This is a genomic window from Pseudoalteromonas sp. MEBiC 03607, from assembly GCF_004792295.1.
Lineage (GTDB): Bacteria > Pseudomonadota > Gammaproteobacteria > Enterobacterales > Alteromonadaceae > Pseudoalteromonas > Pseudoalteromonas lipolytica_C.
Map to the genome: position 1 here is coordinate 1,517,979 of NZ_SRRY01000001.1, position 23,549 is coordinate 1,541,527.

The 23,549-nt window shown below is 40.8% G+C and carries 21 protein-coding genes and 1 tRNA gene; 18 read left to right on the forward strand and 4 right to left on the reverse strand.

What is annotated here, in order from left to right; all coding sequences use genetic code 11:
• Positions 1–6 precede the first annotated feature (6 nt).
• The 4 genes from relA (at position 7) to eno (ending at position 6,170) form a co-directional block, all read left to right on the forward strand.
• Entirely contained in the window at positions 7–2,166 is a 2,160-nt protein-coding gene (relA, locus tag E5N72_RS06930) for a GTP diphosphokinase (protein ID WP_135923796.1), read from the forward strand.
• Entirely contained in the window at positions 2,166–2,966 is an 801-nt protein-coding gene (gene mazG, locus E5N72_RS06935; protein WP_135923797.1) for a nucleoside triphosphate pyrophosphohydrolase, read from the forward strand. The genes relA and mazG overlap by 1 nt, the downstream gene beginning before the upstream one ends.
• 157 nt (positions 2,967–3,123) lie before the next feature.
• Entirely contained in the window at positions 3,124–4,758 is a 1,635-nt protein-coding gene (locus E5N72_RS06940; protein WP_062566759.1) for a CTP synthase, read from the forward strand.
• 113 nt (positions 4,759–4,871) lie between these two features.
• Positions 4,872–6,170: a phosphopyruvate hydratase gene (gene eno / locus E5N72_RS06945; RefSeq protein ID WP_062566760.1), complete on the forward strand. Its 1,299-nt coding sequence runs from the start codon at positions 4,872–4,874 to the stop codon at positions 6,168–6,170.
• A gap of 49 nt (positions 6,171–6,219) precedes the next feature.
• Here eno and mutH read toward each other — a convergent pair whose 3' ends face one another.
• Positions 6,220–6,891, reverse strand: coding sequence for a DNA mismatch repair endonuclease MutH (mutH, locus tag E5N72_RS06950; RefSeq protein ID WP_135923798.1), 672 nt, complete (start codon positions 6,889–6,891; stop codon positions 6,220–6,222).
• Between the two features lie 540 nt (positions 6,892–7,431).
• On the opposite strand from mutH, the gene rppH reads away from it, so the two are divergent.
• The 14 genes from rppH (at position 7,432) to E5N72_RS07020 (ending at position 19,718) form a co-directional block, all read left to right on the forward strand.
• Complete coding sequence (rppH, locus tag E5N72_RS06955; protein WP_054562240.1) at positions 7,432–7,950, forward strand: RNA pyrophosphohydrolase; 519 nt, start codon at positions 7,432–7,434, stop codon at positions 7,948–7,950.
• A 33-nt stretch (positions 7,951–7,983) separates the two neighbouring features.
• A complete protein-coding gene (gene ptsP, locus E5N72_RS06960; RefSeq protein ID WP_135923799.1) occupies positions 7,984–10,260 on the forward strand; it encodes a phosphoenolpyruvate--protein phosphotransferase in 2,277 nt (758 codons plus the stop codon).
• Between the two features lie 209 nt (positions 10,261–10,469).
• Complete coding sequence (locus E5N72_RS06965) at positions 10,470–11,279, forward strand: sulfite exporter TauE/SafE family protein (RefSeq protein WP_135923800.1); 810 nt, start codon at positions 10,470–10,472, stop codon at positions 11,277–11,279.
• 14 nt (positions 11,280–11,293) lie between these two features.
• A complete protein-coding gene (gene lgt / locus E5N72_RS06970) occupies positions 11,294–12,097 on the forward strand; it encodes a prolipoprotein diacylglyceryl transferase (protein WP_130052128.1) in 804 nt (267 codons plus the stop codon).
• Between the two features lie 13 nt (positions 12,098–12,110).
• Positions 12,111–12,962, forward strand: a complete 852-nt coding sequence (locus E5N72_RS06975) for a thymidylate synthase (protein WP_135923801.1) — start codon at positions 12,111–12,113, stop codon at positions 12,960–12,962.
• A gap of 26 nt (positions 12,963–12,988) precedes the next feature.
• On the forward strand, positions 12,989–13,870 hold the full coding sequence (gene galU, locus E5N72_RS06980) for a UTP--glucose-1-phosphate uridylyltransferase GalU (RefSeq protein ID WP_135923802.1): 882 nt from the start codon (positions 12,989–12,991) through the stop codon (positions 13,868–13,870).
• A gap of 548 nt (positions 13,871–14,418) precedes the next feature.
• On the forward strand, positions 14,419–14,811 hold the full coding sequence (locus E5N72_RS06985) for an SPOR domain-containing protein (RefSeq protein WP_168246716.1): 393 nt from the start codon (positions 14,419–14,421) through the stop codon (positions 14,809–14,811).
• 138 nt (positions 14,812–14,949) lie between these two features.
• Positions 14,950–15,285, forward strand: a complete 336-nt coding sequence (locus E5N72_RS06990) for an SPOR domain-containing protein (RefSeq protein ID WP_168246717.1) — start codon at positions 14,950–14,952, stop codon at positions 15,283–15,285.
• 381 nt (positions 15,286–15,666) lie between these two features.
• Positions 15,667–16,260 (forward strand): FlgO family outer membrane protein, encoded by a 594-nt coding sequence (locus E5N72_RS06995; protein ID WP_135923805.1) that lies wholly within the window; start codon positions 15,667–15,669, stop codon positions 16,258–16,260.
• Between the two features lie 14 nt (positions 16,261–16,274).
• The gene (locus E5N72_RS07000) at positions 16,275–16,949 is read left to right on the forward strand and encodes a FlgO family outer membrane protein (protein ID WP_135923806.1); all 675 of its coding nucleotides are present in this window, start codon (positions 16,275–16,277) and stop codon (positions 16,947–16,949) included.
• A 3-nt stretch (positions 16,950–16,952) separates the two neighbouring features.
• Positions 16,953–17,606, forward strand: coding sequence for a FlgO family outer membrane protein (locus E5N72_RS07005; protein WP_135923807.1), 654 nt, complete (start codon positions 16,953–16,955; stop codon positions 17,604–17,606).
• 154 nt (positions 17,607–17,760) lie between these two features.
• Positions 17,761–17,835 (forward strand) — tRNA-Arg (locus E5N72_RS07010).
• Positions 17,836–18,058: 223 nt separating this feature from the next.
• Positions 18,059–18,421 carry a helix-turn-helix transcriptional regulator gene (locus tag E5N72_RS07015; RefSeq protein ID WP_205994302.1) on the forward strand — a complete coding sequence of 121 codons (363 nt, stop codon included), beginning with the start codon at positions 18,059–18,061 and terminating at the stop codon, positions 18,419–18,421.
• On the forward strand, positions 18,369–19,718 hold the full coding sequence (locus tag E5N72_RS07020) for a HipA domain-containing protein (protein WP_276605828.1): 1,350 nt from the start codon (positions 18,369–18,371) through the stop codon (positions 19,716–19,718). Before E5N72_RS07015 ends, E5N72_RS07020 begins: the two co-directional genes overlap by 53 nt.
• Positions 19,719–19,789: 71 nt before the next feature.
• Here the strand turns inward: E5N72_RS07020 and E5N72_RS07025 are convergent, their stop codons facing one another.
• The 3 genes from E5N72_RS07025 to E5N72_RS07035 all read right to left on the reverse strand — a co-directional run bounded on the left by E5N72_RS07025 (position 19,790) and on the right by E5N72_RS07035 (position 23,530).
• Entirely contained in the window at positions 19,790–20,854 is a 1,065-nt protein-coding gene (locus E5N72_RS07025) for a zinc-binding dehydrogenase (RefSeq protein ID WP_135923809.1), read from the reverse strand.
• A gap of 280 nt (positions 20,855–21,134) precedes the next feature.
• Positions 21,135–22,568 (reverse strand): sodium:proton antiporter NhaD, encoded by a 1,434-nt coding sequence (nhaD, locus tag E5N72_RS07030; RefSeq protein WP_135923810.1) that lies wholly within the window; start codon positions 22,566–22,568, stop codon positions 21,135–21,137.
• Positions 22,569–22,801: 233 nt separating this feature from the next.
• Entirely contained in the window at positions 22,802–23,530 is a 729-nt protein-coding gene (locus E5N72_RS07035; protein WP_135923811.1) for a glutathione peroxidase, read from the reverse strand.
• Positions 23,531–23,549 lie beyond the last annotated feature (19 nt).

The window sequence follows — 23,549 nt, forward strand, 5'->3', positions numbered from 1 at the left end:
CGCACTATGGTAGCCACTAGACAGTCACATCAGCTTACAAAGCCGAGTGATTTTGCCAGCCGTATCGAGCTGTTAGCGCTAACAGAAGATAAACAAATCCTATTAAAGCAGGCTCATGATTTGTGCCAGCATTGTGACGATGCAAAACGTGAAAATACCGCAATCGAAATGGTGGAAATTTTAGCCGAGCTGAACTTAGACGCTGATTCGCTGGCAACCGCATTTTTGACCCCTTACTTTTTAGCCGAAAAAATCTCAATTGAGACAGTCACCGAAAAGTTAGGTAATCACGTTGCGTTATTACTAACCGGCGTCAGCCAAATGGCCACTATTAGTACCTTAGCCCATCAAGGTAAAGGTACAGTACAAATCGATAATATCCGCCGTATGCTATTAGCCATGGTTGAAGATGTGCGCGCCGTGGTGATTAAACTCGCAGAACAAGTATGTCACTTGCGTGATGTTAAAGACGCAAGTGAAGAAGAGCGCGTTATTGCCGCCAAAGAAACACGTGATATTTTTGCTCCGCTGGCTAATCGTTTAGGGATTGGTCAACTTAAGTGGGAGCTTGAAGACTTATCGTTCCGTTATTTGCACCCAGATACCTATAAAAACATTGCAAAACAGCTTGATGATAAGCGCCTTGCTCGTGAAGCTTACATGGAAAATATGGTTGCTTTAGTAAAGTCAAAACTAGCTGAAGCAGGCATTGAAGGTGAAGTCTATGGCCGTCCTAAGCATATCTACAGCATTTATAAAAAAATGGCGCAGAAAAACTACGAGTTTGATCAGCTTTTTGATATTCGTGCTATGCGCATTGTGGTGGAACGCTTGCAAGATTGTTATGCCGCATTAGGTATTGTGCATACCAACTGGCGTCATTTGAATAAAGAATTTGATGATTACATCGCAACACCGAAGCAAAACGGCTATCAGTCAATTCATACCGTGGTTTTTGGCCCTGAAGGTAAAACCGTCGAAATTCAAATTCGTACTAGCGAAATGCATCAAGATGCAGAGTTAGGTGTAGCTGCGCACTGGATGTATAAAGAGGGAGCGTTACCAGGGCGAGGTTCGGGCTATGAACAAAAAATTAGCTGGTTGCGCAAACTACTGCAATGGCAAGAAGAAGTTGTTGATGGCAGTGACTTAGCCGAAGAGCTTAAAAACCAAGTAGTAGAAGACCGCGTTTATGTGTTCACACCAAAAGGCGATATTTATGATTTACCACTGGGTGCGACACCGCTTGATTTTGCCTATTACATTCACTCAAATGTAGGTCACCGCTGTATTGGTGCAAAAGTGTTTGGCAAAATTGTGCCTTTCACTTACCAGTTAAGTACCGGGGATCAGGTTGAAATTTTAACTCAAAAGCAGGCCAACCCAAGTCGTGATTGGTTAAACCCATCACTAGGTTATATCAAGTCGTCGCGTGCACGCTCTAAAATACATCATTGGTTTAAGCAACTAGACCGAGATAAAAATTTAAGCGCGGGTAAAGAAATTCTAGAGACTGAGCTACAAAAGTTAGACCTAACAACTAAAGATCTGGCGCCAGCAATTGAGCGCTTTAATTTGCGTGGCCTTGAAGATTTAATGGTGGCTGTTGGTGCTGGGGATGTTCGTTTAAATCAGTTATTAAACTTTATTAGTGACCGTGATGATGACGAGCCACAAATTAAGTTTAAAAAGCCGAAAAGTGTCACCGGCGATAAAAACGGTATCGTTGTTGATGGGGTAGGTAGTTTAATGAGCCACGTAGCAAAATGCTGCCGACCTGTGCCAGGCGATGAAATTATTGGTTATATCACCCAAGGCCGAGGGATTGCGGTTCACCGTGAAGATTGTGATTCGTTCGAAAAACTACGTGATAAACACCCAGAGCGAGTGATATCAGTAAGCTGGTCAGACGATGTAAACGGCTCGTACTCATTAACCATTAAAGTTGAAGCCACCGATCGTTCTGGGCTAATTCGAGATATCAGCTCAGTACTTGCAAACGAAAAAGTAAATGTGCTGAACATGAACGTTAACACGGTTGAAGATAAGCAACTTGCACTGTTTTCAATGCAGGTTGAAGTTCATGACTTATCAAGCACCAACCGCTTATTGTCGAAGTTACACCAAATTGAAGGTGTCCATGAAGCAAAGCGTGGTCATTCGTAATGAGTGATAAACATGCCATTGAGCAGTCGCTAGCGATTATGGCCAAACTACGGGACCCAGAATCTGGGTGCCCGTGGGATTTAAAACAAGATTTTAAATCGATTGTGCCGCATACCCTTGAAGAGGCATACGAAGTAGCAGATTGCATTGAAAAAGGTGAGCTTACTGAGCTTAAAAGTGAACTTGGCGATTTACTGTTTCAAGTCATCTTTTATGCTCAACTTGCCAAAGAGCAGGGATTATTTGATTTTGCCGATGTGGCTAATACGCTTAATGATAAATTAGTTCGTCGTCATCCCCATGTCTTTGCAGAACAAAGTGAGCTGACTGACGCTGAGCTTTCTGAGCAGTGGCAGGCTATTAAAGCACAAGAGCGAGCAGAAAAAGCAGCTTCACCACAAATGAGCCTGTGGCAAGACATTCCTGATGCTATGCCGGGGTTATCAAAAGCGAAGAAGATTCAACAGCGTGTAGCAAGCTTAGGGTTTGATTGGCCAAGTTATCATGGTGCGCTCGATAAAGTTGCTGAAGAAGTAGACGAAGTAAAAGAAGCGCTGGCTCACGACCCTTATTCAGAGCACAGTGCAGAAGAGCTTGGCGATTTACTGTTTGCAACAGTGAATGTTGCCCGTCATATTAAGCGCGATCCAGAGCAATTATTACGAAGTGCCAATGCTAAGTTCGCGTCACGCTTTGAAAAAGTGGCTGCTTACTTAGGTGAACGTGGCCAGAGTTTAGAAACGGCTAGCCTTGAAGAAATGGACAACGCATGGGAAGCCATTAAAAAGCAAGCAAACTAAGTCACTCATGATACAGCTTGGGTACAGTGTAACCAAGCTCGTTTTTTGTGCACTTATTTGCTAATTTTATCTGGATTGATAGCAGCCCCTTTGCTATAATATCGCCCCGTCTTGATTCTATATTATTCCTTTTAATTCCTGATATTCTAGGGTTCGCATGAGTACAAAATTTATCTTCGTAACTGGCGGGGTTGTTTCTTCGTTGGGTAAGGGTATTGCAGCAGCGTCATTAGCCGCTATTTTAGAAGCACGTGGTCTTAACGTGACTATTTTAAAGCTGGATCCTTACATTAACGTTGACCCAGGCACTATGAGCCCAATTCAGCACGGTGAAGTATTTGTAACTGAAGACGGTGCAGAGACTGACCTTGACTTAGGTCACTATGAGCGTTTCATCCGTACCAAGATGACTAGCCGCAACAACTTCACACAAGGTCGTGTTTATGAAGATGTATTACGACGTGAGCGTCGTGGTGAGTACCTTGGTGCAACAATTCAGGTTATTCCACACATCACAAACGACATTAAGCAACGTGTATACGACGGTGCTGAAGGTCGCGATGTAGCAATCGTTGAAATTGGCGGTACAGTTGGTGACATCGAGTCACAACCTTTCTTAGAAGCAATTCGTCAGCTTGGCACTGAAATTGGCCGTGAGCGCGCATTGTTTATCCACCTTACGCTAGTGCCATTCTTAGGCCCTGCAGGTGAAGTTAAAACTAAGCCAACACAACATTCTGTAAAAGAATTACGTTCGATTGGTATCCAACCAGATATCTTAATCTGTCGTTCTGATCGTAAATTACCAAATAACGAGCGCGCGAAGATTGCACTTTTCACTAACGTTGAAGAAAAAGCTGTTATTTCATTACCAGACGTAGAAAGCATCTATAAGATCCCTGCGTTACTTAAGTCACAAGAATTAGATAACTTCGTATGTCGTCGTTTCTATCTTGAGTGCCCAGAAGCAGATTTATCTGAGTGGGAGCAAGTGTTATATCAAGAGTCTAACCCAACAGGTGAAGTGACAATTGGTATGGTTGGTAAGTACATCGAGCTACCAGATGCATATAAATCAGTAAACGAAGCATTAAAGCATGCAGGTTTGAAAAACCGTTTAACTGTGAACATCGAATACGTTGATTCACAAGACTTAGAAAGCAAAGGTACTGAGTTACTCTCTCATCTTGATGCTATCTTAGTTCCAGGTGGCTTCGGCGGCCGTGGTGTTGAAGGTAAGATCTTAGCGGCTAAATATGCACGTGAAAATAAAGTTCCTTACTTAGGCATTTGTTTAGGTATGCAAGTAGCGCTTATTGAATATGCGCGTAACGTTGCAGGCCTTGAAGATGCAAACTCAACAGAGTTTAACGCTAAATCAGCACACCCAGTTGTTGGTTTAATCACTGAATGGCAAGATGCTGACGGTAACGTTGAAATCCGTGATGAGCAATCTGACCTAGGTGGTACTATGCGTTTAGGTGCACAAAAGTGTCATTTAACACCTGGTTCTAAAGTAAGCGAAGTGTACGGTAGTGACGAGATTGTTGAGCGTCACCGTCACCGTTACGAAGTGAATAATCACTACGTAGAGCAGCTTGAAAAAGCAGGCTTAAGTTTCACTGGTTTATCTGAAGATAAGAAACTAGTCGAAATTATTGAGAATAAAGATCACCCTTGGTTTATTGCCGCGCAATTCCACCCGGAATTCACGTCAACACCACGTGATGGTCACCCGCTGTTTGAAGGGTTTGTTGCAGCTGCACATACTCACCAAAAAGCGTCATCGTAATTTAAATAGGCCGTGCTTTATGCACGGCTTATTTGTTTTAATAAGCCAATGGCATTAAGGATAATTAATAAAATTGGCACTAACTCACCATTTTCGGGAAAAGAGGAATCAAGATGTCAGAAATCGTAAAAGTGATTGGTCGCGAAATCATGGACTCGCGTGGTAACCCAACTGTTGAAGCTGATGTACATTTAGCTGATGGTTCATGGGGCCGTGCTGCAGCACCATCTGGTGCATCAACAGGTACTCGCGAAGCGCTTGAATTACGTGATGGTGATAAAGCACGTTACCTAGGTAAAGGTGTTTTAAAAGCAGTAGGCTATATCAATAACGAAATCGCTGAAGCGCTTAAAGGCCAAAACGCAGTTGACCAAAAAGCGGTTGACCAAGTAATGCTTGACTTAGATGGTACAGAAAACAAAGAAAAACTAGGTGCTAACGCTATCTTAGCTGTATCTTTAGCAACGGCTAAAGCGGCTGCTAACTCTAAAGGCGTTGAGCTTTATGAGCACATTGCAGACCTAAACGGCACACCAGGTGTTTACTCAATGCCATTACCTATGATGAACATCATCAATGGTGGTGAGCACGCTGATAACTCTGTTGATATTCAAGAGTTCATGATCCAGCCAGTTGGTGCTACAAACTTCCGTGAAGCATTACGTATGGGCGCTGAAGTTTTCCACAGCCTAGCAAAAGTACTTAAAGCTGAAGGTCACTCTACATCAGTAGGTGATGAAGGTGGTTTTGCTCCTAACCTTGAATCAAACGAAGCGGCACTTGCTGCAATCAAGGTAGCTGTTGCAAATGCAGGTTATGAGCTTGGTAAAGATATCACTCTAGCTCTAGACTGTGCGGCATCTGAGTTCTACGACAAAGAAGCTAATATCTACGACCTTAAAGGCGAAGGTAAAAAATTCACTTCTGAAGAATTCAACCACTTCCTTAAAGGCCTTACTGAGCAATACCCAATTGTTTCAATTGAAGACGGCTTAGATGAGTCGGATTGGGATGGTTTCGCACACCAAACACAACTAATTGGCGACAAAGTACAATTAGTAGGTGATGATCTGTTCGTAACTAACACGAAGATCTTAAAGCGTGGTATTGATAACGGTATTGCTAACTCAATCCTAATCAAATTCAACCAAATCGGTTCATTAACTGAAACGCTTGCTGCTATCAAAATGGCTAAAGACGCTGGCTTCACTGCTGTTATCTCACACCGTTCAGGTGAAACTGAAGATGCGACAATTGCTGATTTAGCAGTAGGTACTGCAGCTGGTCAAATCAAAACGGGTTCATTAAGCCGTTCTGACCGTATTGCTAAGTACAACCAACTACTTCGCATTGAAGAAGTATTAGGTGAAAAAGCACCTTACAACGGTCTTAAAGAGGTTAAAGGTCAGTAATCTGGCTTAGCTCATCAAGACTTTAAAAAACCTCCTTCGGGAGGTTTTTTTATAGCTGAAATTGTTGTTTTAGGATCTCGCCAGTGAAGCTGGTTTTTAGATAAAAGCCGCGAGGTAAAGTTTGTACTATCTGGCCATTCGGGCCAATTGCATCAGTCAGCACTTTGCTATTGGCAGCTTTTGGCCTTATTTGCATTACATCACCTAAATGACCCGAAATTTCATCTACGCGACCAAGGGCAATTAGCTCCATTTGTTCTTCCCAATCACGCTGTAAAAGGGCATCTTGCTCTGCACTTGGCTGCCATAAAAAGCCACTGCCTATGGTACGGTGAAAAGGCAGTATCTCACGTTCGCCTAAAATCGGTAGCCATAAAACATGATTCAACTTTTTACGAACCGTGCTTTGCTGCCAAGTCATTCCTGTAACATTTAATAGCGGCGTTACCGAAACAAAGGTTGTTTCGAGAGGTTTCCCTTTAAACGAAATAGGCAGTGTTTTTAATTCAATTCCTAACTCTTCAAAATCAGGTGTTGGTTTTGAACCCGCTGTTGCGCCAAGCACATATTCGATAAGTTGCCCGGTCCAGCCTTTTTCACGAAGTAAATCGTCAGGGGTTTTGAACTGATATTGCTCGGCTAGCTGCCCTAGGGTGAGGCCAGCAATAGCATCAACACGTTGCATTAATTCGTTTATAGAAGCGGGTTTTATTGGTCGCATAAGGCGTTTATTTGATTGTCTATTTATCCGGTTCATGATAGCAAATGCGTGCCTTAGTGGATATCTTTGTGTTTGGGTGTTTTTTGCGCACGTTAAGGGTGGGCTAAAAATAATCAGTTTTACTTTTCGATGTTTTAGTCTAACTAACTGATATTTAATTGTTTTACTGTTTTTTTATGTTGTTTCTATTTCATTAATTAAACAGTTGTTTGTATAAATACAGATATATAAACATGTTTATCCACAGTTTCTGTGGAGAAAGTGGATATTTCAACTGTGGATTGTGGATTTGTTTGCAATTTAGGCATGATTTATAAAAGTTATGCACAAGCTGTGGGTAAGGTGATAAAAATACGGTTGTAAATAGTTATTTTAATCAAACAGCACATTTTTATAATAATTACTTCGTAACACCTTGATTAAACATGTTTGTTAAAAAATAATTTTTCAATCTAATTTAGGCTTAGGTGTAAAGTGTTTGCTGTATCGCAGGTTATGTGGAACAATCAATAAAAATCGACTTACAAATGAGGCACTAAGGTGATTGATGCCGAAGGTTTTCGTGCCAATGTCGGAATTGTAATTTGCAATAATCAGGGACAAGTATTTTGGGCTCGTCGCTATGGTCAGCACTCTTGGCAATTTCCCCAAGGTGGTGTTGATGACGGCGAAACAGCAGAGCAAACCATGTACAGAGAATTACACGAAGAAGTGGGCTTGCTTCCTGAAGACGTTGAGATCGTCGCAAGTTCTAAACATTGGTTACGCTATAAATTACCCAAACGTTTAATTCGCAGAGACTCAAGTCCTGTGTGTATTGGGCAAAAACAAAAATGGTTTTTACTGAAACTTCGTTGTAAAGATGAAGATGTAGATTTACTTAAAACTCATCACCCCGAGTTTGATGATTGGCGATGGGTGAGTTATTGGTATCCGGTTAGGCAAGTTGTTTCGTTTAAGCGCGATGTATATCGTCGAGTAATGAAAGAGTTTGCTCCGTTTGCAATGCCGTTTAATAAACGAGAGCAACACAAAGATCATTGGCGACATAAACGATAAGGGCAACCTTATTTAAATCAAAGGAGCAGCATCATGTTAGCCACGCTCAGATCAATTGCTGAGGCAGTGTCGCAACAGGCGGACTTGAATAGTGCGCTGGGGTGTTTTGTGCAAATGGTAAAAGATGCCATGCAAACACAGTGCTGCTCGATTTATTTTGCAGATTATAGCCAAGATAACTTTGTATTGATGGCCACCCAAGGCCTCAACCCAGATGCAGTGGGTAAGTTTCGTATAGGTTTTACCGAAGGCCTCGTGGGTCTTGTTGCTCAGCGTGAAGAGCCTATCAATATTGCTTTTGCTAAGTCTCACCCTCGTTTTAAACTCTCACCTGAAGTTAATGAAGAAGGCTATAACGCATTTTTGTCAGTGCCAGTCGTGCACCAGAAAAAGGTTTTAGGCGTTATTGTTGTTCAACAAAAACTAGCCCGTGTTTTTAGCCCTGACGAGGAATCATTCTTAATTACGCTCTCGGCCCAGCTAGCTTCTCAGTTAGCTCATGCAGAAATAAAAGAAATATTACGCGTCGATGAGTTTTCACACCAAACCTCAGTACTAAAAGGGGTATCAAGTGCACCAGGTATTGCCATAGGTGAAGCCTTCGTGGTGATCCCAAAGCTAGATTTTACGTCTATTGAATTACAAAAAGATGATGACATCAGCGCTCAGCGTAAGTTATTCACTCAAGCTGTTGCTGCGACGCGTAACGAGTTTAATACTTTATCGATGACACTTAGCGATTCAATACCTCAAGAAGCGCTTGCTGTATTTGATGTGTACCAACAATTACTTGATGCCAAAAGTCTAGGACAAAATGTTGAAGCCCAGCTTCAACAGGGGTGGAGTGCTAAAAGTGCACTTAAAATTGTAATCGAAAAGCTTGTTTCACAGTTTAATGCCATGCAAGACCCATACATCAAAGAACGTGCCGTTGATGTTAAGGATATCGGCTTGCGGGTTTTACATCACTTAGTGAATACCGAACATGCAGCAAAGCCTTACCCTAAAGATACTATTTTAATTGCCAGTACGCTGACACCAGCAATGCTTGCAGAAGTGCCAAAAGGGCATTTAGCAGGGGTGGTGAGTGTGAACGGGGCTGCGAACAGCCATGCTTCAATTTTAACCCGCGCGATGGGGATCCCAGCTATTTGGGGTATTGAAGATGTGCCGTTATTGCAGTTTGAAGGCAAACCAATGATTTTAGACGCCTATGCGGGGCGTTTATATATTTCTCCTTCGCAAGTGTTACACGAAGAATATAGCCAACTTAAATACCAAGAAACGCTATTAAATGATCGCTTTTTTGCAGAGCAAAGTTTAGAAGCTGTAACGCGTGATGGTGAGCACATTAGCTTACTACTTAATGCAGGCCTTGAGTTAAACACCGAGCATGATAATAAACCTTTCTGCGACGGTGTTGGGCTTTATCGTACAGAAGCTTGGTTTATGCAAAAAGGCCAGTTTCCTTCCCAGTCTGATCAAGAAACTTGGTACCGCGAAGTACTAACCAGCTATCACCCGAACCCTGTGGTGATGCGTACTTTAGATATTGGTGGCGATAAAGTATTAGACTACTTCAATATAACAGAAGAAAACCCGTTTTTAGGTTGGCGCGGTATACGCGTTACTCTTGATCACCCTGAACTTTTTTTAGATCAACTTAGAGCCATGTTAAAAGCGAATATTGGTTTAGGTAATTTAAAAATAATGCTGCCGATGATCAGTGGTTCAGAAGAAGTTGATGAATCATTAAAGCTGCTTGAACAAGCATACTTTGAATTAAGTGAGCAATATCCAGAGCAAGCTATTGAACGCCCAGAAGTCGGGGTGATGCTTGAGGTTCCTTCAAGTGTATTTATGCTCGAAGAGTGGTCACAAAAAGTCGATTTTTGCTCAGTGGGTAGTAATGATTTAACCCAATATATGCTCGCAGTTGACCGTTCTAATGCTCGCGTTGCCGAGTTGTTTAACCCATATCACCCTAGTGTGCTGCGGGTGTTGTTAAAAATTGCCCAGGAGTGTCATCAACATGAACTGCCATTTAGTTTATGTGGTGAGTTAGGCGGCGACCCAGAAGGCGCACTACTGCTCATTGCTATGGGTTATCGAAGCTTGAGTATGAACTATTCATCAATTAGTAAAATTAAGTTTGTGCTCAGACGTTTAAATGTCAGTGATATGGAAAAGTTACTTGCAGAGTGTTTAATGCAGCCAACGGCAAAACACGTACTTAGATTAACGCGCAACTTCATGATAGAGCATCAACTGGGTGAATTATTTTACACCCCAAGCCAAGGGCAATCATGAGGTCAAATTGTGCTGTGAAGCTCCCAAAGGGTTGGTTTAAAAGCGATTTATACTGCGTTATTGATTTTAACAATAGAACCACTATTACTTGCAATCAATGCCTTGCCTAAATCGCTTTTAATTCCAACTGAAACTCGCATCTTGAGGTGGTTTGGGTATATATATTAGTTTAGTATATGTATATAACAAACTGAATATTTGAGTGTGCTATGCATGACGTAATACTTTTAATGGTGTACTGCGCAATTTTAGGAAGCGTAGTGGGGTTTTTAGCCGGGTTGCTTGGGATTGGCGGTGGACTAATTATTGTTCCTGTTCTTAGTGCGCTGCTGGTGTCATTTAACGTTGCTGATCCAAGTCATGTTTTAGTCATTGCTATTGCAACATCGTTAGCTTCCATTATTTTTACTTCAACTTCTTCAGCCCTTGCTCATCATCGCAATGCTAATGTGCCTTGGCAAATTGCCCCTTGGGTGATGACTGGGGTTGGGCTTGGCGCATTGATCAGTGGCTTTGCAGCAAGCTTTATTCCTGAACAATTATTACGTTTTGTATTTGCTGGCAGCGTGGTGTTTATTGCGCTCAGAATGGTGTTATCAACCCGAGCTAAAGCGGCTAGTGAAAAACCATTACCTTCAGGCCCCATTTTAGGCTTTTTATGTGCCATAATGGGGGCTTTATCAGGACTTATTGGTATTGGTGGTGGTGCTTTAATTGTGCCGTTACTGCATTATTTTTCTGTTGATATAAAAAAGGCCATTGGTTGTGCTGCTGCATGTGGTATTGTCATTGCGCTGTTTGGTTCAGTGGGTTACGTCTCTGCTGGATGGCAATTAACATCATTCAGTGATGGATTTGCTGGGTTTGTATATTTACCTGCTTTAGTGGGGATTGTGGTTACCTCGTCGCTGATTGCACCAATAGGTGCTAAAGCAACGCATTACTTGCCAGTGGCAACAATAAAAAAAGTATTTGCGCTCTTACTTGTCATAATTGCGCTTAAAATGGTGTTCAGTTAAAGGTTTTTATTTATATGGCTCTTCAATTTCCAGATATCGATCCGGTTATTTTTTCGGTAGGTCCGCTCAGCGTACGTTGGTACGGTTTAATGTATTTAATTGGTTTTGCTTTGGCTATGTGGCTTGCTAATCGCCAAGCAGAAAAACCAAACTCAGGTTGGACAAAAGAACAAGTAAGTGACCTGCTATTTTACGGCATGCTCGGGGTAATACTCGGTGGTCGTATTGGTTATGTATTGTTTTATCAGTTTAGTTATTTTATTGAAAACCCACTTTATTTATTCAGAATTGACCAAGGCGGCATGTCTTTCCATGGTGGTACGCTAGGTGTTATTACAGCAATAGCTATATTTGCGTGGACACGTAAAAAGTCATTGTTTGAAGTAGGCGACTTTGTTGTACCTTTAGTGCCGCTTGGCCTACTTGCAGGGCGTATAGGTAACTTTATCAATGGTGAATTATGGGGCCGAGTAACTGATGTGCCATGGGCGTTTATCTTCCCTACAGGTGGTCCAGAGCCTCGTCATCCATCACAATTATACGAAGCCTTTTTAGAAGGTTTAGTGCTGTTTTTAATCTTACAATGGTTTATTAAAAAGCCACGTCCAGCGGGCAGTGTTGCTGGGGTGTTCTTACTTGGTTATGGTGTGTTTAGATTTATTGTTGAATACTTCCGTGAGCCAGATGCTCATTTAGGTTTATTCGCAGGCGTTATTTCAATGGGACAAATCTTATCATTGCCAATGGTCATCGGTGGCCTTGGTTTGTTAATATGGGCCTATAAAAAGCCGCAACACAGCGTGGCAAGCAAAGCATAACAAGAGCTAATCAATGAAACAGTATTTAGATTTATGTCAACGCATCGTTGATGAAGGTGTGTGGGTTGAAAATAAGCGCACTGGCACCAAATGTTTAACCGTTATTAATGCCGATCTTGAGTATGATGTGGCAAACAATAAGTTTCCACTGATCACTACACGCAAGAGCTTTTATAAGGCTGCAATCGCAGAGTTACTTGGTTACTTGCGTGGTTACGATAGCGCTGCACAGTTTCGTGAAATTGGCTGCATGACTTGGAATGCAAACGCTAACGAGAATAAGGCTTGGCTCGAAAACCCGCATCGTCGCGGCGAAGACGACATGGGTCGTGTATATGGTGTGCAAGGCCGCAGTTGGCAACGCCCTGATGGCAGCCACCTTGATCAGCTAAAAAAGGTTATTGATAACTTATCAAAAGGTATTGATGATCGCGGTGAGATCATCACTTTTTATAACCCTGGTGAGTTTGAGCTGGGCTGTTTACGCCCTTGCATGCACACTCATACCTTTTCTTTGTTGGGTGATACTCTATACTTAACATCATATCAACGCAGCTGTGATGTGCCGCTAGGCTTAAACTTTAATCAAATACAATGCTTTGTGTTACTTGCTTTAGTTGCACAAATCACTGGGCACAAACCGGGCAAGGCATACCATAAAATTGCTAATGCGCATATTTACGAAAATCAACTGGAGTTGATGCGTGATGTGCAGCTTAAGCGTGAGCCTTTCGCGTCGCCAGAATTAAAAATAAACCCAAATATTAAATCACTAGAAGACATTGAAACCTGGGTTACAAAAGACGATTTTGAAGTAGTAGGTTATCAGTGTCACGATGCAATTAAGTATCCGTTTTCAGTGTAAGAACAATAAAATTTAAGGAGAAATCAATGAAAGCTGTGATCCCAGTTGCTGGCCTTGGCACGCGAATGTTACCTGCAACGAAAGCGATTCCAAAAGAAATGTTGCCTATTGTCGACCGTCCTTTGATCCAATACGTAGTGAATGAAGCGATTTCGGCTGGTATTAAAGAAATTGTTTTAGTTACCCATTCAAGTAAAAACTCAATTGAAAACCATTTTGACACGAGCTTCGAGTTAGAAGCGACTCTTGAGAAGCGTGTTAAACGCCAATTACTTGCTGAGGTACAATCAATTTGCCCTAAAGATGTAACCATCATTCATGTTCGTCAGGGTGAAGCGAAAGGGCTAGGTCATGCTATCAACTGTGCAGCTCCGATTATTGGTAATGAACCATTTGTGGTTATTTTACCTGATGTGATCATTGATGATGTAGCAAGCGATCTTAAAAAAGACAACTTAGCAGAGATGATCCAACGCTTTGAAAAAACAGGTGAGAGCCAAATTATGGTCGAGCCTGTGCCAAAAAACGAAGTAGACAAATTTGGTGTTGTTGACCTAGGCGATGCAAAAATTCAGCAAGGCGAAAGTGCAGCTATTTTAAACATGGTTGAGAAACCGCCAGTTGATCAGGCTCCTTCAAACCTTGCGGTTGTTGGCCGTTACGTATTAAGCAAAAATATTTGGCCACTACTTGCAAAAACTCCAGCAGGTGCCGGCGATGAAATTCAATTAACTGACGCTATTGCTATGTTGATGGAAAAAGAAATTGTTGATGCTTATTCAATGAAAGGCAAAAGCCATGATTGTGGTAGCAAGATTGGCTACTTAAAAGCAATTGTTGAATTTGCGCTTCGCAGAGAAGAATTTAAAGATGAATTAAGCGACTTTATTAAATCGCTTGTTAAATAGTTAAGCTATCTAATTAAAAATAATATAAAAAGTGCCTATACGGCACTTTTTTTATGTTTATTTACCTTCCTAATTTTTTGTTCATTATGCAAATAATGACTTTTCTGATATACCTTTGTCCTAACACATTGTTATGATTGAATGTAATTAAAATGTTTCATTGCATATTGGTTGATAATTTATTCTACTCAAGTGTTGAAACCTAGCTCATTGCATTATTTGCCATTTTAGGACGTAGACTTGAAGTGGATGTTTTTTCATGGCCGCTTTTTGAAACGCTAAATAAAAAACAATGTGTTAGTATTTTTATTTGATACCTAAAATGATCTTATTCGCCTTGGTGTACAGGTAAGTGCTAACAGCGAGTCTTCTTGAATGAGAAGAAATTTTTTATGGTATGTTTAAGAACTCTGATTATGAAATGTTGTGTGAAGCCTTTACGTTACAGTATATGCCTAGTGGCGTGTTTGACTGTGTCAGGTTGCAATAATACGACAACCTCTTTTCTTTCCCCTAAACAATGGCCCTTATTGCACCTTGTGCAATTGTTGAGTCAAAATATTATAAAAGTAGATAGCTCTCCCTCTTTCGTTAACCAACACGCAGCGCTTGAAACAGTTCCTGCTGGTTCATTGAATAGCACGTTAATTGAGCAACCGTTTAAACATGAATATGCCTTTGCTGTGCAGCTTGCATCGGTTCAATCAAAGCCATTACTCGCTTATTCTGTTAAAAAAATGACCAAGCGTGCCCCCAATATTTTTCAAGGTGAGCCTATTTTAAATATTGAAACCGCTACTGTTGAGCAACACACGTTTTATCGTCTTAAATATGGTGGTTACAAGTATTTTAAAAACGCACAAGCAGACTGCGAAGCCATAAAACGTCAAGGGATCGATTGCTTCGTAAGCAAGTACACGGATAATCGCGTTTACTTTTAATGTAATTCTTTTTAACTGGGTTGGCATTTTGTTTGCTAGAATTTATGCCTGTTTTTTAGAGTTGACGTTTACATGATTTTTTTTACTCTTCTTAGGCATTTGTTCATTATCTTAAGTTTATCAACTTTGGCAGCGTGTATGATGACGCAAGAGCAAGATGAGCCTGTTTACACTAAGCAGCAAGTGCAACCTGAGCTCGCTACTGACAATAATCAAGCTGCAGGTGTGCAGCTGGGGCTATATTTGTCAGTGAATAAAGTGAGTCATCAAGTATTGAAGCTAAAACATGATTATCCTAATGCTTTACAAGGGCTTAGTTTTCGCTTTAAACAGCGTGATCAAAAGGGAGTCACTTTGTATGCGCTGCGTGCAGGACCTTTTAAAAACTACAGCCAGGCCAGCGCTTTTTGTGAGATTGCTAAAAAAATGGGTCAGTCATGTGTAACTGCAACATTTGTTGGCGAGATGCTTTAATTATTACTTTTTGTATAAAATAATAATCGCAGCTACTTTGCTCTTCATAATTAACAGCCTCGCATACTCGGCCTGAGTAGCGATTATAACCAGCAAGCAGACTTATCATTAAAAGGCTTATTCGCTTAGATAAATACCAACTCGAAATACAGAAACCACCCATGGGGATAAGCCTGAAACTAACAGCGTTAAAAATTACTTATTGACGATTGTATGGATGCAGAGGGTAGAGCAATGCAGGAGCAACTGCCAGGAACAGCTAAATAACCAAATTGGTATCAGAGTTTCTCGTTTCTAGACTATCAAGGTAAATCTCGCCAATAATAATAGTTAGGCATAATTATTGCTTTGTATTTGTCATGTTGAAAGAGGATGGCAAATATGCGTCTGTTAGTTTATTTCGTTTTTTTAGTGTTAGTGGGTTGTAGCTTAATCGAAGAGCAACAAAAAACGCCCCCTAGAGAAACGCCAAAATCACCGATGGCTCCTTATACAGTGCATCAATATGTTACTGATTTAAGTAGTCAGTTAAGTCGTATTCAAGGCCCTTACAAAGGTAATGCGCGCATTGCTGTTACGAGCTTTTACATGGCAGATGGCCTGGGGACTAAGTTGGCGCAAGACCAAGGCAGTGGCTTGAGTCAGCAAATTCAAGAGAGCTTACTTACGCAATTTACCCAGCTAGGCTTTCATACTATCGAATATCGATTAGAAAATACTTTAAATTTGCAGCCAACGGCCGATAGTGTACTTAGTCGCGATATAAAAACCTTACGCCAACGTCAGAATATTGACTTTGTTATTACCGGCACACTTACCCGGCAACAACATGCCTATATAGTGAATGCTCGACTCGTCAATACAAAAGATCAGCGTGTTGTATCTGCGGCAAGTACAGAGATCCCGATAAACGTTATGTGGGGAGCTGAAAAAGTACAGCAGCGTAATGGTCAGTTGTATCGAAGCGAATATTAAGAGGAATTCAATTAATGAAACGTTTAATTTTAAGTATGTGTTTGCCTATGGGATTTGGTTGCTCTTCGATGCTTGCTAGTGATACACCTGAACAGCACGATGAACCACAGCTAATGGCTCAACGAGAAGTGGCTGCACCGCATAGTAACGACAGCGTATTTCAAACTAATCAAGCCGTGTTAAACAACAGTAGTTTTACCGCAGCGCCAACTCGTAAAAATATCAATCATTATGTACGTGGCATCATGCAAGACTTAGTTGAAAACTTGCAATATGTGAACGATAAAACCCCTATTGCTGTTTCAAGCTTTGTGTATCTAGATGCTGACTACAACTCAACCACGTTGCTAGGCAACCAGCTCGCTGAAAGTTTTATTCACGAACTGCATACCTTTGGTGTACCTGTTGTCGATTTCAAAACGACCGATTATATGCGTGTAACGCCTAGTGGTGATTATGTATTTAGCCGAGATTATTTAGAGCTTAACCAAGACCAAAACTTTAATTATGTGCTAGCCGGCACCCTAGTTAACCATCAAAGCGGGGTACTGGTGAATGCTCGTATCGTTGGTTTGGCAAGTAAAGCCGTGGTGGGATCTGCACAAGGGTTTATTCCGCAATCTGTGGTCGATGCCTTAGATAGCACCAATCGTAGCGACGGAATAATGCTAAAACAAGCAAGTGAGTAAGGTATGAAAGGTATTTTCTTAGCATTCATATTATTAGCGCTGTCAGGTTGCCAATTACTTGCTGAGCAAGGCGAGGCAAATCAAAGCACGGCTAACACCACATCATCACAAGCTGATTACGTTGCTATGTTGCAAGAGCTCGAGCAAAAAGAGTCGCAACAAACGAACGAAAATCACCGCTTATTTGTGCCTTATCAGCATCACAAAACGCTGGTTAATTATGTTGAGCAAATGGCACTTGAATTAGTTGATACCATGCAGCAAGAAAGTGAGTTAGGTATTGCAATAACGACGTTTGTCGATCTTGATACAAGCTTAAAAAGCAGCTCGCAACTTGGCAATCAAATCGCCGAGTCTATGATGTACCAACTACAAAAGTTTGGTTATGGGGTTGTTGATTTTAAAGCGATGGATGTGATTAACGTAACCGCCCGCGGTGATTTTGTTATGTCGCGTGACGTAGAAGAGCTTGCTGAGCGCCGTATCGCTAGCCATGTGTTAGCAGGCACACTAATTTATCGAACCAATGGTGTAGAAGTAAATGCCCGAGTAGTGAATTTAAATTCCAAACTCGTTGTTGCTAGCGCGCAAAAAGTGATCCCGTACTTTGTACTCAAAAATGAGTCGATTCAATTCGCAACAGCCAAACTAAATTAGCAGCTTGTTAATACCAATCGGTAAAGTACCTTACCGATTGGTACAAATGCTTGATTCAAAAAGCCTTAGCCCGTTATAATTTTAGCTACAAGCTACAAGCTACAAGCTACAAGCTACAAGCTACAAGCTACAAGCTTTACCTCAGCTTTTGAGTGGCCTCTTAGTTAAATGGATATAACGGCCCCCTCCTAAGGGGCAGTTACAGGTTCGATTCCTGTAGGGGCTACCAAACCTCACCTTTTGAATATCACCCCCAATAATTTCACCATAAATGTAATTATTAATGACCAAAGTAATACTGAAAATTATTAAAGTCTATTAAGGTAGACTTTAATAGAGGTATTGTGATTATTTGCATATAAAGTCTATTGTATTGGACTTTATTGTGGCTTTTAAGTCTTATAACTGTAAAAGTCTTTTTAAGTAGACTTTATTTGATTTTATGGTGTAGGTTGAAATTAAAGTCTGATAGATTAGACTTTAATAGAAACATTGTTCAAATTGAGATTGTGATGGCAAAGAAAGTTAAAGCGAGTAAATCCCCAGATTTAAGTAGGGCGTTCACACCTTCTTTGCTAGGTGACGTTATTAAAGCGAAGAGAACACAAAGCAATATCACGCAAACTGACGCTGCATTACTTTCGGGTATATCAAAGCAGACATACATAAATATTGAACAAGGTAGTGCTGATGTAAAAGTGGCCTCGTTAATGAAAGTTGTCTCGGCATTAGGCGTAAAGATATCAATTGAGCCATGGCAAAGTGATAGCACAGCTAACTCACCGCTGGAGGATGAGAATGACGTCTGGGTCTGATAGATATACGCTCGATATAATTTATAGCCAAAAGCTGGTTGGTAAATTACATCTTTCTAGAGAAAGCGATAATTTATCATTGAGTTATCAACAAGAGTGGGTGGATGAGGGCTTTCCAATATCTCCTCATTTACCTTTTGGACATGACATACCTTCTGTCAATATCAGACGTTTTTTACAAAACTTACTACCCGAAAATAAGGGGCTAGATTATTTAATAGATTACTTAGGGGTATCACGGACGAATGTATTTGCTCAGATCGGTGGAATTGGTAAAGATACCTCTGGGGCTATGATGTTTTTACCTGAAGGTGCTTTAAACGATAAAGTAAAAAGTAACTTTATCGCTATTAGTGATGCTGAACTGATCAAAAAGTTATCTGATCCTCAATTTTGGCATTTGGAAGTCTGGGACGGCAAACCAAGATTGTCAGTAGCAGGTGTTCAATCAAAATTAAATGTATTGTCAGTTGATGGCAAGTTAGGTTTTGGTGAAGGAGACCTTTGTTCTACCCATATTATTAAGTTTGAAAAGAATAATCAGCAACATCTTGTTATAAATGAATTTGTAACAATGAAACTTGCAAAACTAGCTGGGCTAAGTGTTGCAGAGGTTGAGCTTAAATATTTTGATCACCACCCTGCATTACTTGTAGAAAGATTCGATAGAAAATTGTTTAGCCCTGAAAATGTAAAGCGCAGGCATATGATTGATGCATGCCAAGCTTGTAATTTAGGGGTTGATAAAAAGTACGAAAGAAATTTAGGTAAGCAGCGAGATGTTCGTCACATTCGTGATGGTGCAAGCTTTGAAAAATTGTTTGCGCTATCTAAACTCTGCGAAAACCCAATAGCGGCAAAAATTGAAATTTTAAAGTGGGCGTTATTTAATCTTTGTATCTACAACTCAGATGCACACGGTAAAAACTTTAGCTTTTTTGTGCAAAAATCAGGTCTAATCCCTGCGCCATTTTATGATTTAGTAAACGTTAAAATGTATCCAGAGTTTGAACAGGATCTAGCTATGAGTATAGGAGATGAGTTTGACCCAGATGCAATTAATGCCTATCAGTTAGTTGACTTTGCAGATGAAAATGGAATTTCAAAAAAGTTACTACAAAGCCATCTAACTAAAATAGCGACAAGTATTAAAAATAATTTACAACAGGCGATATCGCTTGTTGATAGCCCTTCAAAATCACAAGTGTCATATTTAAAGCATTACTTTGATATAGTTAATGCACGTTGTGAGCACTTTCTTGAACAGGCAACTGTAATCCCTGATATCGAACTATAGTTTATAGCTTAGAAATTAACGTTTGATTGTTAATTTCTAAATTGCGGGTTATTGCTCGTTTTTAAACTAAATTAACCCGTTACTTTTTCAAGCTCACCTGTGCGCCATGGTTCAATGATGATTTTGATATGGTCATTTGGTTTAAATAAGGTGTCAAACGCACCTTGTACGCCGTCTATGCCGACTTTACCAGTACGCATTTTTTGCCATGCGATCTTGCCTGACGCGATGTTCTCAAGTGATTGTGCAAACTCTTCTGGCTGGTAGTAATAAGAGAAAATAAGGTCTAACTCTTTCACTGTGGCATAGGCAAAGTTAACGTTTAGTGGCGCGGTATGTACACCTGTTACAACGATTTTTGCTTTTGCTGGCGCACGTAAAATGTAGTCGTTTAATAAGCGGCTTACACCAGCACATTCAAAAATAACCACTTTATTATTGTCTGCAAGGGCTGCTGCTTTGGCTGCTTCATCATCTAGGGTCGGGTTAACATATTCAGTCGCACCAAACTCAAGAGCGACGTGTTTTTTGCTCTCTTGTGGGTCTGAGGCAATAATATGTTTAACACCTTGCAATCTAAGTGCTGCAATTGCGGCAAGGCCAATTGGGCCACAACCAACCACGATTGCTATGTCGTCATTACTCATTTGTGCGCGGTTTACCGCATGCAAGCCAACAGCAAGGGGTTCTGTAATGGCTGCGGCTTCCGATGGGACTGCATCAGGAATAGGTAATAACAAAGCTTCATCAACGATAAAGTATTCAGAATAGGCACCATATAGCCCTGGGGTTACACCTACGCCAGCACCGCCGGCAGAGAGTAAGATTGGCACTGAGGTTACACGGGTGCCTTTAGCAAGTTCGCCTTTGGTATTTGGGCCGTAGCTGACGATTTCTGCCGCATACTCGTGACCTAGTAATACTTCTTGGTCATCACCTGCATCGTTTGCCATGATGCCCAAGTTTTTATAGATATCAAATACATCACTGGTATGGCGGGTGATATGAATATCTGAACCGCAAATACCGCAAGCAAGGCTTTTTACGAGTACTTGGCCTGGTCCTGGTGTTGGAATATCAATTTGTTTTACATGCAGTTTACCATTTTGCATGGCTACAGAGTTCATTTGAGTCATTTGTGTGTCCTCGATCAATCACGAAGAAGTTTCTTCGTTTCGATCTCTAGACTAAAGTAAAGTGACTGGTGATATCTTGACTTTTTACGCCAAAAATACAACAAATTGCGACAATGCTGTTTATAAATTCTTCATTTATGATTTTTTAAAACAAAAAGATCATGAGTATTTATTGGTTTCTTGGTACGAATTTGAAACGAGTAAGCCTTTAATTGTCGATAGAATTGAAGTTAAAACCCTAAACTAACCATCAGGGTTTTAACTTTGACATTTTTAAGGCTTAGCCGAAATAGGCAGTATTGAGGTATAAATGAGTAAATACACCAGCAAAGTAACCCAGTAAAATGACAGGCGACCATTTTAAGTGGCTATTAAATGTGTAAATACCTCTTGCTTGGCCCATTAGTGCAACACCCGCGGCTGAACCTATCGATAGTAAACTACCGCCAATCCCAGCTGTTAGGGTGATCAATAGCCATTGACCATGAGACATCTCTGGCATCATTTGAAGAACAGCAAACATCACAGGAATGTTATCTACTACCGCTGACATCAAGCCTAATATAATATTTGCGCCAGTTGCTGACCAATTCGTATAAAGTAAATCAGAAAGCAGTGCTAAATAGCCTATAAACCCTAAACCACCGACGCAAATAACAATACCGTAGAAGAACAATAATGTATCCCACTCAGCACGTGATACCCGGCTAAATACATCAAAAGGAACAACGTTACCTAGGCGAGACAAGCGCTCTTTATCTCCTTCACGCTCTGCCATCGCGCGTTTTCTGGCAAGCGAGCCGGGCAGGGTGACTCGTAAAAAGTAACCAAAAAATTGTAAGTAACCTAAACCCATCATCATGCCTACAACAGGAGGTAAGCCAAAGGCTGTTTTTAGTACTACGGCGGTTAAAATTGTTAATAAAAACAGGCATAAGATTCGTAGCGCACCGCGTTTTAATTCAATATCTTCGTCGACAGTATCAGGGTGTTTATTATTGATGAATAAAGACATTACCGCCGCTGGAATGATATAGCTCACAAGAGCAGGTAAAAACAATACAAAAAACTCTGTAAATTCAACAACGTCAGCTTGCCAAACCATTAGCGTGGTAATGTCTCCAAACGGGCTGAATGCACCGCCGGCATTGGCTGCTATCACAATATTAATGCATGACATGGCGATAAAGCGGTTATCATTTGCGGCAACTTTCATTACGACTGCACACAATAGTAGCGCTGTTGTGAGGTTATCGGCGATGGGTGAAATACAAAAAGCCAGTACGCCACTGATCCAAAATAATTGTTTATAACTAAAGCCTCTGGCGACCAGCCAACAACGTAGGCCATCAAACAGTCTGCGCTCTTCTAAGGCATTAATATAGGTCATGGCGACCAATAGAAATAGCATCAGTTCAGAGAACTCAAGCAATGCATGGCGAAATGCATCTGTGCTCAAGTCTGACATATTGTAAGCACTGTATTGCCAAGCAATTAATGTCCAAATGATACCAGCAGCAACAAGAACGGGTTTTGACTTACGTAGATGGATTTTTTCTTCAAGGATAACCAGTACATAAGCGAAGATAAAAATGACAAGGCAGATAATACCAACAGGGTGGGTGAGTAGATCGATAGTACCGGTTGACGCAGCATGAGCTTGGCCAGCGAAACTTAGCAAGGACAGGATCAATCCTTGTAGTAGTTTTTTCATTGTATGTTCCAATTAATTCATTTTAATTTCGTTACGGGTTGTGTGCATGTAGCTGCAGACATTTTAGATTCATTCTTTTGGTTATGTAACAAATTGGTAACTAAGAAGTTAGTATTTTGAATATAAATATGGATGATGGCGAGAGCAGACCAGTTGCTTAATCTATAAATTAATCAATAAGTTGTGGGGATTTTAATTTAAAAGGGCTGCATAGTGCAGCCCTAACTTGAAAATTATGCAAAGTGTTTCTCTAAATCGTCAGAACCACCTATATGCTCACCACCTATAAATACTTGTGGTACCGTTTCACGGCCTGAAATGGCTTTTAAACTCGTTAATGAAGCATGTTTACCTAAAATAATTTCTTCGTAAACATAACCTTTGCTGTCTAACAATGCCTTAGCTTTTGTGCAAAATGGGCAGTTAGGTTTAGTAATAATGCTCACTGGCTCAGGCTTTACTTGAGCTGGGTTAATATATTCAAGCATTGTATCAGCGTCAGATACCTCAAATGGGTCGCCTGGCTTTTGTGGCTCAATGAACATTTTTTCAATAACGCCATCTTTCACTAGCATCGAGTAGCGCCAGCTACGCTTGCCAAATCCTAAGTCGTTTTTGTCGACTAGCATACCCATGCCATCAGTAAATTCGCCGTTGCCATCTGGTAATAGGGTGATGTTTTGCGCTTCTTGATTTTGTGCCCAAGCATTCATTACAAAGGTATCATTTACTGATATACACACAATGTCATCAACACCATTTTGCTTAAACACACCTGAAAGTTCATTGTAACGTGGCAAGTGAGTTGATGAGCAAGTTGGTGTAAATGCGCCGGGTAATGCAAATAGCACAACCGTTTTACCTTTAAAAATTTCATCAGTAGTTACTGACTTCCATTGCTCGTCTACACGGGTTGCGAATGTAACGTTTGGTACTTTTTGACCTTCAATATTGTTTAGCATTGTTTTAATTCCTCTTGAT